This is a genomic window from Peribacillus sp. NPDC097198, from assembly GCF_044762055.1.
GTDB lineage: Bacteria > Bacillota > Bacilli > Bacillales > DSM-1321 > Peribacillus.
The window spans coordinates 1-13040 of record NZ_JBIWDO010000022.1; the positions used below are offsets into that span (position 1 = coordinate 1).

Below are 13040 nucleotides of genomic sequence, written 5' to 3' on the forward strand. Positions count from 1 at the left end.
GAAATGTTTGACTTGCTCATTTTGCTTTTTTATAGTGTGTGCTCACTCAAAATTTACGTTGGCGCTTTGTTTTGTTCAGTTTTCAAAGAGCAATTATTCAATCACTTACCTCGTAAGCGACTTTATTATCTTACCACGCATCCAAGCTCTTGTCAACATTTATTTATGTTGTTTTGTTGATTGAATGTTTATTAATTTGTTTGTCATTGTTGCGACTCCTAATATATTATCAGGTTGTTTTATTTTCGTCAATAGATATTTTACTATTTTATAAAAAATACATGGCTTGCCTCCACTTTCGTTAAATCAATAGAAGCTTCAAGGAGTTTTCCTTGAAGCTTCTTTCAACACCTTCCGCTTTCACTTCTATACTATCCAGTATCCGATAGCCGCTAGAGCAGCAACTCCCGGTATCCCAAGCAGTCCAGCAACCGCAGAGGTCACTAAATTGATCGGGACATGAATACCCGCTTGATTACCCAGCATATTAAGGAAGAATAAAAAAGCTGCCCCAATGATGACTTTTATAATGCCTTGTCCTATAAATCGAATGGGTTTCAATGGTGCTCCTATAATTAAAAGAACAAGAATCAAACCGCCAATTACAGCCACAAAAACAATTGGTTCCAATCTCATACCTCCCCACAAGCTTGTATTACACTTATATGTTGGATGATATAGATAAAGAACCGGCCCAAAAAAATGGTTATAAAGGAAACCCCTTATAACCACGGTCTATCATCTTTGTATGCGTACATTTCTTCTTTTCACTTCTCTAAATAAGTAGAAATACTTCACTTCCGCTAACCTCGTTTGTGCGATTACTTCTACAGATGGGTCTACACTTTTTTCAAGTAAGGATTTTTGGTTATGCCAATTCCTTTTCAACTGTTCAAGTTCCCCTATCAACGCCTCATTATATTCGTTTCGAAGCTGTTTTTTTTTACGAAAGAACACGCGGAGTCCTCCAAGCTATCTTATATTTCTCTTCTTCCTTCTATTGCTTTTGATAGAGTCACTTCATCTGCATACTCCAAGTCCCCTCCAACCGGAAGTCCGTGAGCAATCCGCGTCACTTTAATTCCCGATGGTTTAAGCAACCGGGAAATGTACATGGCCGTCGCTTCTCCTTCGATATTAGGATTCGTGGCCAATATGACCTCCTGTACCGTTTCATCTTGAAGTCGCTTCAATAAATCAGGAATATTTATATCTTCCGGACCAATACCGTCCATTGGCGAAATACTGCCATGCAATACATGATACAGGCCATTGAATTCCCTCATCTTTTCCATGGCTATGACATCCTTAGGGTCCTGCACTACACATATCAAGTCCCTATCTCTTCTTTGATCCTCGCAAATATAGCAAGGATCCTGATCCGTTATGTGCCCGCATACTGTACAGTACATGAGATTTCGCTTTGCATTCACCAACGCTTTCGCAAAATCCAAAACAGTATCTTCTTTCATGCTCAGTACATGAAAGGCTAATCGAGCCGCAGTTTTCGGCCCTATCCCCGGCAATTTCATAAAGCTATCAATAAGCTTGGAAATCGGTTCTGGATAATGCATCAAATTCCTCCTAAAATTTCAAAAGAAACCCCCTTGAAAGGAAGTTTCTTTTAAACTTGCTTAAAACATGCCTGGAAGGTTCATTCCCTTGGTGAATTGTCCCATCGTTTGGCTTGTTAGTTCTTCTGCCTTTTTCAAAGCATCATTGGTAGCAGCCAACACTAGATCTTGCAGCATATCGATATCATCCGGGTCAACGACTTCCGGTTTGATAATGACATCTACGATTTCCTTATGTCCGGTTACAATAACCGTTACCATTCCGCCACCAGCTGTTCCTTCAATCTTCTTTTCACCTAACTCTTCTTGTGCCTCTGCCATTTTCTTTTGCATTTTTTGCATTTGTTTCATCATATTTTGCATATTACCGCCACGCATACCCATTTTTCCTACCTCCAATTATTCTTTAATTTCGAGCAAATCATCTCCGACTAACTTTCTTGCTTCGGCTATGAAAGGGTCTTCTTCTTTTGATTCCGTTTCTTCTGGGCCTTCAAACTGTTGTGTTGAAATAAAATCCTCCCGCAACTTCTGCCACTGACTCTCCGGAACTCCGGCTATCTCCATACGATGACCAGTTAATTGCTGCATGATAGAGGCGATCACTTCTATGAAACGGTTATTTTCCATCGCCATTTGGCAATGAATATCATATTTGAATTTTACCACAAAAGCTTCCGTAGACGCAGCAACAGGTTCCGCTTCCGTCAACAGAGCCGCGAGTGACTTTTGGTTTTGCTGCCCTAACTGTTCAAGCACTTCCCCCCATTTACTCTTTACACCCTGTAAATTAGGTTTCGTGGCTTGCTTCAATACTTGGTTTATCTTTCCCGTCGGCGCCTTGTAAGCCTTTTTCATCGACCGTTGGGGTTTTGCCTGTTCCGCCCGTTTTTCAGAAACAACGGCAGCAACTCCATTTTGCTGTAAATCCATCATTTGTTTTTCCAACGCTTCTATCTTTTGAAGCAATTGTTGGACCTTCCCGTTATCCATTTCATTAGGCTTTTGCTCATTACATAGCTTCACCAAGGAAACTTCCAGGAATATACGGGGATGGTTCGTCCACCTCATATCTTGTTGCGTTTGGTTGAAACTTTCAATAATCGAATAGATCGATTTAGAAGGGATCACTTCTGCCAACTCCTTGAATTGCGGGTCAATCAACACCCTTTCAAAGGATTCTGCAAGAGATGGGGCAGCCTGGAACAGAAGCATGTCACGGAAATAATAAATCATATCTTCAATGAAGCGGGCTGGGTCTTTTCCCATAGCCAATAATTCATCAAGGACTTCAAGAGCCACGGCAACTTCCTTATCGTATATCGCTTTCGCCAATCTACTTAAGAACGATTGAGACACGGAGCCCGTTACCGTTAAAGCATCTTCCACCGATACCGTTTCGGAACTGAATGAAATGGCCTGGTCAAGTAGACTAAGCGCATCACGCATCCCGCCCTCGGCTGCTCTGGCAATGATGTGAAGAGCCTGCTCATCACAGGAAATCCCACTCTCGGCGATGATTTGTGACATCCGTCCGACAATGTCCTGTGGTTGTATTCTTTTAAAATCAAATCGCTGACAGCGGGAAATGATCGTTAATGGAATTTTATGAGGTTCAGTCGTCGCCAATATGAAAATGACGTGCTTTGGTGGTTCTTCCAATGTTTTTAATAAGGCATTAAACGCCCCCTGCGAAAGCATGTGTACCTCATCAATAATATAAACTTTATATGTAACCGCATTCGGTGCATATTTGACCTTATCACGAATGTCACGGATTTCTTCGACGCCATTATTGGATGCTGCATCTATTTCAATAACATCTGATATGGAGCCATCGGTGATTCCGCGGCAAGTAGCACATTCGTTACAGGGTTCACTTGTAGGCGCATGTTCGCAGTTAACTGCTTTTGCAAGTATTTTGGCCGCACTCGTTTTCCCTGTCCCACGCGGTCCCGAGAATAAATAGGCATGGGAAACTTTTTGCCCGACAAGAGCATTCTGCAACGTTTTCGTCACATGCCCCTGTCCAACAACATCAATGAACTGTTGTGGCCGCCACACTCGGTATAATGCCTGATACCCCACGGAAATCCCTCCTTATTTTCTCCATCATTTCTATTATACCGTACTGGTTTCCTTAATTTCAAAATCCATTAAAGAAAAATGCTCCGATGAACCGAATTACCTTCTTAACGCGCAAAAAAACCCACCCTTTACGAATGAGTTTTTTGATTATGTAAAATAACTGCCGTGCACCTTCCGTCGATTAGCAACCATAAGCGTTACTTAAGCAGTTAGCTCAGCCCAGGCAACCCTGCGGCACATGAGAACTTCCACTTAATGCTGCTTCCTTCCGGACCTGACATGGTTCATGGAGACCCATTGCGCAGGACCCGGGCGTCAACACCACTTACTTAAGGCAGACCCTACAGAATGCTAACCTCGAGAAGGAATTCAACCTCGCTAGAGCGGATTGCGAGTACAGGGCACCGCTACCTCCCCGTCTAGCACGGCAAATGTGAGACCAATATTCATAGCGTCACTACGACGCATATCTTATTATACTAAGGTTATAAAAAAAACGCAAGTGTTGGGCATGGAATGGCAATGCTCCATTTTTTAGGGGGTGAAAAACTGACTCTTAGTTTCACGTCATTAATTTTCTGTTACCTGGCTTTCTTCCCTTTTCTTTTGCTTCAGCGCTTTCTTTCGATTCCTCAGTTGTTTAAAGAAAGCTGTTAAAATCCCGCCACACTCTTCTTCGAGCACACCGCTCGTAACCTCACATTGATGATTGAACCGCTGATCTTGAAGTAAGTCCATAAAGGTTCCCGCACAGCCTGCTTTTGGATCATGGGCACCAAATACGACCCGTTTCACCCTTGACTGCAGAATTGCGCCAGCACACATCGGGCACGGCTCCAGTGTGACATAAAGCGTCCCCTCTTCAAGTCTCCAACTACCAAGTTCCACACACGCTTCATTGATGGCAAGCAGCTCCGCATGGGCTATCGCGTTTTGGTCGGTTTCCCGTAAATTGTGACCTCTCGCAACGATCCGGTCTTCTATAACTATTACGGCCCCGATTGGTACTTCATTCAGTTGACGCGCTTTCTCGGCTTCACCCAAGGCTACATTCATATAATATATATCATCTTTCATGAAAAAACCCCCTTTTACTAAGTAGGAGTAAATAGACAAATATAAGACAAAATAAAGGTCAACTACTTATTCTAATGAATAGTACCGTAAGCAGCTACCTGTCGCAAGTAATTTTGCATACTTAAGGAGGATACTACATGAACCGACCTGATTCCCCTTCAATCGCCCTACTGATTATCGATATGATCAATGACTTTAATTTCGATAATGGTGATATGCTCCTTCAACATACTAAAGCTATCATGAAACCGATAATAGAATTAAAAAGATATATGAAAGAAAATGGCTATCCAATCATTTATATTAACGATCACTATAAGTTATGGCAGGCCGATTACAATAAAATCATCGAGACCTGCAAAAATGAAAGAAATGCTAATCTAATAGAAAGAATCAAACCAGAGCAAGATGAGTTCTTCTTAATCAAACCGAAGCATTCCGCTTTTTATGGAACGGCGCTGAACACGCTTCTCCATCAACTTCATGTAAAACGTTTGATCCTCACAGGGATTGCCGGTAACATCTGTGTCCTTTTCACAGCCAACGATGCTTATATGAGAGAATATGAATTATGGGTTCCTGAAGATTGTATCGCTTCTGCCTCAAAGGATGATAACTATTATGCACTGACCATGATGAACCACGTCCTTAAAGCTTCTACAAAGAAAAGTTCATTGGATTTTTGAGTATTTTCCTTCGTGCTTACCAGTCATTCTCTACAATTTGGAACCAACAAAATACCACAGAATCCTCCCAGTTGTGTTACAATATCTTTTGGCTGAAAAACATAACAAACTGGAAGTTTCAGTCCGATACCTCATTGAAGGAGGACAGAATGGATGAAAACCATCCCATTTATCACTGTCGAAGGACCAATTGGTGTGGGAAAAACATCACTTGCAAAAGTAATTTCTGATCACTTCAACATTTCTTTATTGAAAGAAATCGTTGATGAAAATCCATTTCTCGGGAAATTTTACGATAATATCGATGAGTGGAGCTTTCAAACAGAGATGTTTTTTCTATGTAACCGTTATAAGCAATTAGAAGATATCGAAACCAAGTTTCTCACCAATGAACAAGCCGTGGTGGCTGATTATCATATATTCAAGAATTTGATTTTTGCAGAACGAACGTTAAAGGACGAACAGTACAATAAATACATTGAAATATTTAATATTTTAACTCGAGACATGCCGAAGCCAAATATGGTCATTTATTTGAATGCTAGTTTAGACACACTCTTAACTCGAATTAGCAAAAGAGGGCGTGAATTCGAAAAAAATATCAGTCCTAGTTACCTACAACAGCTATCCTCAGATTATCAAATATTCATGGAAACGTTCGAGCAAAAGCACCCAGACATACCCGTCCTCACATTTAATGGGGATGATTTAGACTTCGTCGGGAACAAGAACGATCTAAATATGATGATTAACCAAATAGAGAATGCCCTGCAAAAAGGAGTAGTACCACATGAACTTGCGTAAAAAGTATAATATCCCGAACAATGCTGTCATTACAATAGCCGGTACGGTTGGCGTAGGTAAATCGACGATGACGAACGCCTTGGCGGATGCCCTGCAATTCAGGACATCTTTTGAAAAGGTGGATGCCAACCCTTATCTTGATAAATTCTATGATGATTTTGATCGTTGGAGTTTCCACCTGCAAATCTATTTCCTCGCTGAACGGTTTAAAGAGCAGAAAAAGATTTTCGAGTATGGCGGCGGCTTCATTCAGGACCGATCCATTTATGAAGATACGGGGATTTTTGCGAAAATGCACTATGAAAAAGGCACTATGAATGAAGTGGACTACGAAACGTATACCAGCCTGTTCAACGCCATGGTGCTGACACCTTACTTCCCCCACCCCGATTTGGTCATCTATCTTGAGGGTTCAATCGATGATATCCTTAATCGAATCCAAGTACGTGGACGTCCGATGGAACAGCATACACCGATTGAATATTGGCAGGAAATGCACAATCGTTACGAGGAATGGATCAATCAATTCAATGCCTGTCCGGTCCTTCGTTTAAACATTAATGAATATGATCTTATGCATGATGAAGCTAGCATCGAACCTCTTATAAAACGGATTGCTGAATACATGGAACAAACCCGTTTACTACGTAATAAATAAATAAAAACCATTGGCATTGGTGCCAATGGTTTTTATGTTATATCAGAAAACAAAAATCCCGTTACATTTCTGTAACGGGACAACGATATCCAATTTATGCGCTGTGGTTATTAATAAGTTATGGAGGAGGTAGAGGGATTCGAACCCCCGCGGGATTTGACTCCCCTGTCGGTTTTCAAGACCGATCCCTTCAGCCGAACTTGGGTATACCTCCGTATCAACATTTATTATATTACACCGATTCACAAAAGAAGTCAAGCACTCTTAGAACACTTTTTTAAAATAATTATTAGTGGACCAGATTACCCTTTTCGGGGTCTGGTCCACATTATGATTTTAAACATTATTTTGGCTTGATGACTTCCGCACCACGCATATACGGGCGTAATACTTCAGGGATGATGACCGTGCCGTCTTCCTGTTGATAGTTTTCCAAAAGAGCGGCTACTGTCCGTCCAATGGCAAGACCCGATCCATTCAATGTATGAACGTGTTCCGGTTTGCCTTTCGCCTCACGACGGAATCGGATATTGGCCCGTCTAGCCTGGAATGCCTCAAAGTTACTGCATGATGAGATTTCCCGGTAGGTTCCATAGCTTGGAATCCATACTTCAAGGTCATATTTTTTAGCGGCAGTAAATCCAAGGTCACCCGTACACATACTCAGGACTCGGTAAGGCAATCCAAGTAATTGAAGAACTTTCTCGGCATGACCTGTAAGCTTTTCTAATTCTGCGTATGAATCTTCCGGCTTCACGAATTTAACTAATTCCACTTTGTTGAATTGATGCTGGCGAATTAACCCGCGTGTATCCCGGCCTGCAGAACCTGCTTCTGAACGGAAAGATGCACTATATGCCGCATAGCTGATTGGCAGATCATCGGCACTCAAGATTTCATCACGATGGAAGTTGGTAACCGGTACTTCCGCAGTAGGAATCAAGAAATAATCCTCGCTTTCAATTCTGAATGCGTCTTCCTCGAACTTAGGCAGCTGTCCTGTACCTGTCATGCTTGCACGATTGACCATATAAGGAGGCAGCATTTCCTCATATCCATGTTCTTCGACATGTAAATCCAGCATAAAGCTAATCAATGCACGTTCCAAACGGGCACCAAGACCTCTATAAAAGACAAAACGACTACCCGTCACTTTCGCAGCTCTTTCGAAGTCCAGTATTCCTAGATCACCAGCCACATCCCAATGGGGCTTAGGTTCGAATGTGAATTCCGGCAATTCACCCCATTTGCGAATTTCCACGTTATCGTCTTCCGTTTCTCCTACTGGAACACTTTCATGTGGAATATTCGGTATAGAAAGGAGCAACTTCTCTAATTTTGCTTCTACTTCACGTAGTTCTTCGTCATACCCCTTTATTTGATCGCCAACCTGACGCATCTCCGTAATCAGTTGGTCTGCATCTTTCTTCTCCCGTTTTAAAACGGCTACCTGTTGAGATACTTCATTTCGTTTACTTTTTAACTTTTCTGTATCCGCAATTAAAGACCGGCGTTTAACGTCCAGTTCCTCGAATTTACCCAAATCGGTCAAATCTTCTCCCCTGAATTGCAAAACATTCTTTAACTCTTCAAAGTTATTTCTTACGTATTTCAAGTCCAACATTACATTTCCTCCTTATTTACTGATGATTTTACTCGAGAACGCAAAAAACTCCCGTCCCCTGAAGAAGGGACGAGAGTTAACCCGCGTTGCCACCCTAGTTAAAGGTGTACGAAAAAACACCTTCCACTTATCACGATAACGGCTTTTAGCCGAAAGTAATTACTAACCTAGTAAAGGCGTTCCATACTTTACTCCAGGAGGGATTCATAAGACTCTCACACCGATTTGCACCAGCCACCGGCTCTCTTAAGAAAGAAGCACTTATTACTTTTTCCTGTCATGGTTTTCTCGAAATCAAATTGTTTTCCATAATGTACTATAATTTTACACATTACGCAACCATTTTATACACGAAAATTAAAACCAGCCTTTAACCGTAGAGGCTACACTGCTCCATACATCACCGAAGAATCCACCGATTGCGCGCATTGATAATACGAACCAGTTAGCTTTATCAACAGTTTCAGCAGCCACTAAATCGACTTTCGCTGTATCACTGTTAATAAATCCATAATCTTCACCCTGCTTAGGAGTTACAGCGATATAACCCAGCTTCTCCCCTTTTTTGATTGGGGCTGTTAACTTACCATCTTTATTCAACTTGCTTTTATCAACTACAACTTTAGTATTATATTGATCTTTTTCGCCGTTTTCGACTAGCATTTCAATCGCTTTCTTAGATTGAACTTTAATGCTGTCTTCCTTCCCTTTCACGACAGCCAGGCTCTTGCTACCTTTTACTTCGTAATTAGCAGGAAGGACTTTTTCTTTTTTAAATGTACTGTATGCATAATTCATCAGCTTAGTGCTATCGGCAAAACGTTCGTTTTTAGTAGTGGATTTCATCACTACCGTTATATAACGCTGCCCATCTCGGATGACTGTGCCCGTATGAGCGTAACCAGCGTAGTCTGTAGAACCTGTTTTAAGTCCATCTACACCCTCATATTCAAAAATTAGACCAGGTAACATCCAGTTGAAATTAGAATACTCTTTTCCATCTCGGAACTTCAGCTTAGAAATACTGGCATAATCTAATACTTCCGGATAGTCGTTAATTAGACGATAAGCAAGAAGTGCCGTATCTTTAGCTGTCATGACATTCTCTTCATCAGCCTTACCAGTAGGGTATTCCCCTAAAAGATCCGAGTTATTTAAACCACTCGCGTTAACAAATTTATAATGCTTCAGTCCTAATTTACCAGCTTTTTCATTCATCAATTTCACGAAATTCTTTTCGCTGCCAGAAATTAGCTGCGCAAGAGCTACTGTTGCAGCATTTCCTGAATAGACAGCCATAGCTTGGTATAGTTCCTTAACTGTATAATCTTCTCCTTCAGTTAAGCCAATATTCGACAAGTTCGGTGCCTTTGAAAGATCGTGAACATACTTATTTATTTTAACCTTTTGATCCCAAGTGATTTTCCCATTTTTAATCGCTTCCATGATGATATACTCTGTCATCATTTTTGACATAGAAGCAATGCCTAAAACTTTATCGGCATTTTTTTCGTAGACGATTTGCCCTGTTACTCCATCAATGATGATGGCAGCCTCTGCCTTTAAGCCTAAATCAGTTTCAGCTTGAGCCTTCTGTGGTTGATAGGCAAATTGTGACATAACAAGAACAAAGACAAAAGTGAAAACGAGAGTAATCTTGCTGATTTTTTTCAATTTCCAATACCTCCAACTATTAAGCTTATCTCTATAGAATACAAAGAATTCTATGTAATCCCCTTGACACTTTGTCTAGTTTATCACAGAAAAAATAAAAAAAATAGACAGAGTAATCGAAGACCCTGTCTATTTTTACAATAAATTTTTATGACAATCATATGTTAATTTGATTACATAGAGTAATTGGGAGCTTCTTTGGTAATTTGTACATCATGTGGATGACTTTCTCTTAATCCAGCACCCGTCATCTTAACAAACTGAGCATTATCTCTCAACTCTTCTAATGAACCAGTTCCGCAATAACCCATACCGGACCGGATTCCACCAATTAACTGATAGATGGTTTCTGATAGTGGCCCTTTATAAGGAAGTCTGCCTTCAATTCCTTCTGGCACGAATTTCTTATTATCTTCTTGGAAATACCGATCTTTAGAACCCTTTTCCATAGCAGCAACGGAACCCATTCCCCGATATACTTTGAAACGGCGTCCTTGGAAAATTTCCGTTTCTCCAGGGCTCTCAGTTGTTCCGGCTAACATGCTACCTAGCATAACGGCATGACCACCTGCAGCAAGTGCCTTGACGATATCGCCCGAGTATTTAATTCCTCCATCTGCGATAATCGTTTTACCGTGCTTTCTTGCTTCTGTAGCACAATCGTAAACAGCGGTGATTTGTGGGACACCCACACCGGCAACCACCCGAGTAGTACAAATTGAACCTGGTCCGATCCCCACTTTAACAACATCGGCTCCTGCCTCGATTAAAGCTTTCGTTCCTTCGGCAGTTGCAACGTTTCCTGCGATGATTGTTAAATTAGGATAAGCCTCACGGATATCTTTTACTACGTTAAGGACCCCAGCAGAGTGACCATGTGCCGTATCTAGTACAATAGCATCTACTTGAGACTTCACTAGCATTTCTACACGTTTCATTGTGTCTTTGGTTACTCCCACCGCTGCACCTGCAAGTAGTCTACCTTGCTTATCTTTAGCGGAATTAGGAAACTCGATGACTTTTTCAATATCTTTAATTGTAATAAGGCCCTTTAATACGCCTTGATCATTTACAAGAGGTAGTTTTTCAATTTTATACTTTTGAAGAATCTTTTCAGCTTGTTCCAAGTTTGTTCCAACCGGGGCCGTCACAAGATTCTCCACAGTCATTACACTGGAAATTTTCAAGGAGAAATCGGAAATAAATCGCAAGTCACGGTTTGTAATGATACCAACGAGCTTTTGTTCCTCTTCATTATTAACGACAGGAACACCTGAGATCCGGTATTTACCCATTAAATGCTCTGCGTCAAACACTTGATGATCGGGCGTCAAGAAAAATGGATCCGTAATGACACCACTTTCTGACCGTTTTACTTTATCAACCAGTTCAGCTTGAGCCTCAATCGACATATTTTTATGAATGATACCTAATCCACCTTGACGGGCCATCGCAATTGCCATTTCAGCTTCTGTTACGGTATCCATTCCTGCACTGATGATAGGAAGGTTAAGCCTTAAATTTTCTGCTAGATTGACCTGAAGATTAACATCTTTCGGTAAAACCTCTGATTTTGCCGGTATTAATAGGACATCATCAAAAGTTAAACCCTCTTTTGCAAATTTATTTTCCCACATTTTTTTCCCCTCCTACTTAAAAATATTATTTGTAGGTTATCAATTGGTTATACTACTGTCAAGATAAGAATGAAATGTTTGATTATTCTATTAATTAAAAGGAGTACTCATTATGCCTGAAAACAATGATAATTTCGATAAATTCACCCCCTTTTTTTCGGCTACTTCTTCTCAACTTTTTTTACAAAAACGTTATACCCAAGGAAAAATAGAAGATGCCGAAAAAAAAAGTTATGAAAACTGTTACCCATTCATTTACTATATTGAGCACTCTAAAATCTACTATAACCAATCAGCCAAAGCACCTCTTTGCATACAACCAATATTATCCTTTTATGGGTTTACCCATTTATTAAAAGCCTGCCTCCTTACCGTTAATCCTAACTATCCGGAGTCTACCTCTTTACTTGCCCATGGAGTCACGACAAGGAAAAGAAAAAAACAGCAATATGATTTTTTAAAGGATGAAGTAAAAACACAGAAGAATGGACTTTTCACTTCGGTTGCCGAAAACTTATTCCATATTAAACATTTGGAAGGGGAGAAGTTTTCGATGGAATCCTTATTGGCAGAAATTCCTGAATTGCAATCGATTGCGTGGACCCATTCCAAAACAAATTTCATCACGCCCGTTTATATCCATGATAGTTTTGAACTACCTTCTTCTATACTCGATAGCTACCAAATGACGACCGACCGTTTCTTCGAATTCATGAAGGGTAAAACGAAAGAAGTAACTGACTTGAAAGAGATGAAGGGGAAGCTATCATTAAAAGTAGATGGGCCACTCGGCATGAATGGGCCCTCTCCTATGCGATTCAATATGGAGGCTGAACTTTTTATGCTATCACTCAATAAGAATTCACCGGCTTTTTCACTACCTGAACTCCTGATTCATTATTTAATCTCATACAACCTTAGTATAATAGCTCGTTATGAAACAGAATGGTGGGCAGAACTCCTGAAAACGATGCCGAATGATGATTACCCCTCTATTGTGCAGTTCCTTAAAATAAGCCAAGCCAAGATACCTTTGTTAGTCTTCGAATGGCTTAAACCTGGAAGTCTTGGTCGGTGAAATCCCTGAAAGATCATAAGTCACTAGGGGCATACACCCCTTTTTTGCACACAAAAAAAGGCCAAGCCTAATGGCTGACCTTTGAAATGGCTTGGCGGCGTCCTACTCTCACAGGGGGAAACCCCCAACTACCATCGGCG

13 protein-coding genes, 1 tRNA gene, 1 other RNA gene and 1 other annotated feature are annotated in these 13040 nt (G+C 40.8%); of the genes, 4 read left to right on the top strand and 11 right to left on the bottom strand.

From position 1 onward, the window contains the following. Positions 1–366: 366 nt before the first annotated feature. The 7 genes from ACIQXQ_RS20540 to tadA all read right to left on the bottom strand — a co-directional run bounded on the left by ACIQXQ_RS20540 (position 367) and on the right by tadA (position 4739). Entirely contained in the window at positions 367–636 is a 270-nt protein-coding gene (locus ACIQXQ_RS20540; protein ID WP_402876139.1) for a pro-sigmaK processing inhibitor BofA family protein, read from the bottom strand. Positions 637–738: 102 nt separating this feature from the next. Further along, a complete protein-coding gene (locus ACIQXQ_RS20545; protein WP_402959830.1) occupies positions 739–957 on the bottom strand; it encodes a YaaL family protein in 219 nt (72 codons plus the stop codon). A gap of 20 nt (positions 958–977) precedes the next feature. Further along, positions 978–1574 (bottom strand): recombination mediator RecR, encoded by a 597-nt coding sequence (gene recR, locus ACIQXQ_RS20550; protein WP_402876135.1) that lies wholly within the window; start codon positions 1572–1574, stop codon positions 978–980. A 60-nt stretch (positions 1575–1634) separates the two neighbouring features. Continuing rightward, positions 1635–1952 (bottom strand): YbaB/EbfC family nucleoid-associated protein, encoded by a 318-nt coding sequence (locus tag ACIQXQ_RS20555; RefSeq protein ID WP_402876141.1) that lies wholly within the window; start codon positions 1950–1952, stop codon positions 1635–1637. A gap of 21 nt (positions 1953–1973) precedes the next feature. Next, positions 1974–3662: a DNA polymerase III subunit gamma/tau gene (gene dnaX, locus ACIQXQ_RS20560; protein ID WP_402959832.1), complete on the bottom strand. Its 1689-nt coding sequence runs from the start codon at positions 3660–3662 to the stop codon at positions 1974–1976. A 163-nt stretch (positions 3663–3825) separates the two neighbouring features. Beyond that, an RNA gene (ffs, locus tag ACIQXQ_RS20565) (signal recognition particle sRNA large type) lies at positions 3826–4090 on the bottom strand. 142 nt (positions 4091–4232) lie between these two features. Further along, positions 4233–4739 (bottom strand): tRNA adenosine(34) deaminase TadA, encoded by a 507-nt coding sequence (gene tadA / locus ACIQXQ_RS20570; protein WP_402959834.1) that lies wholly within the window; start codon positions 4737–4739, stop codon positions 4233–4235. 137 nt (positions 4740–4876) lie between these two features. Here tadA and ACIQXQ_RS20575 point away from each other — a divergent pair, with 137 nt between their 5' ends. From ACIQXQ_RS20575 to ACIQXQ_RS20585, 3 genes are all read left to right on the top strand, one after another. Beyond that, positions 4877–5425, top strand: coding sequence for a cysteine hydrolase family protein (locus ACIQXQ_RS20575; protein WP_402959835.1), 549 nt, complete (start codon positions 4877–4879; stop codon positions 5423–5425). 153 nt (positions 5426–5578) lie between these two features. Then, on the top strand, positions 5579–6229 hold the full coding sequence (locus ACIQXQ_RS20580) for a deoxynucleoside kinase (RefSeq protein ID WP_402959836.1): 651 nt from the start codon (positions 5579–5581) through the stop codon (positions 6227–6229). Next, the gene (locus tag ACIQXQ_RS20585) at positions 6216–6887 is read left to right on the top strand and encodes a deoxynucleoside kinase (protein ID WP_402876127.1); all 672 of its coding nucleotides are present in this window, start codon (positions 6216–6218) and stop codon (positions 6885–6887) included. Before ACIQXQ_RS20580 ends, ACIQXQ_RS20585 begins: the two co-directional genes overlap by 14 nt. Before the next feature lie 121 nt (positions 6888–7008). Here ACIQXQ_RS20585 and ACIQXQ_RS20590 read toward each other — a convergent pair. The 4 genes from ACIQXQ_RS20590 to guaB all read right to left on the bottom strand — a co-directional run bounded on the left by ACIQXQ_RS20590 (position 7009) and on the right by guaB (position 11822). After that, a tRNA-Ser gene (locus ACIQXQ_RS20590) sits at positions 7009–7101 on the bottom strand. Between the two features lie 129 nt (positions 7102–7230). After that, the gene (gene serS, locus ACIQXQ_RS20595; RefSeq protein WP_402959838.1) at positions 7231–8511 is read right to left on the bottom strand and encodes a serine--tRNA ligase; all 1281 of its coding nucleotides are present in this window, start codon (positions 8509–8511) and stop codon (positions 7231–7233) included. A 62-nt stretch (positions 8512–8573) separates the two neighbouring features. Beyond that, positions 8574–8801 (bottom strand) — a binding site (T-box leader). A 67-nt stretch (positions 8802–8868) separates the two neighbouring features. After that, a complete protein-coding gene (locus tag ACIQXQ_RS20600; protein WP_402876124.1) occupies positions 8869–10185 on the bottom strand; it encodes a D-alanyl-D-alanine carboxypeptidase family protein in 1317 nt (438 codons plus the stop codon). A 173-nt stretch (positions 10186–10358) separates the two neighbouring features. Beyond that, entirely contained in the window at positions 10359–11822 is a 1464-nt protein-coding gene (gene guaB / locus ACIQXQ_RS20605) for an IMP dehydrogenase (RefSeq protein WP_402876122.1), read from the bottom strand. A 112-nt stretch (positions 11823–11934) separates the two neighbouring features. Between guaB and ACIQXQ_RS20610 the strand changes: the two genes are divergently transcribed. Continuing rightward, a complete protein-coding gene (locus ACIQXQ_RS20610) occupies positions 11935–12900 on the top strand; it encodes a YaaC family protein (protein ID WP_402876120.1) in 966 nt (321 codons plus the stop codon). The last annotated feature ends 140 nt before the right edge of the window (positions 12901–13040 follow it).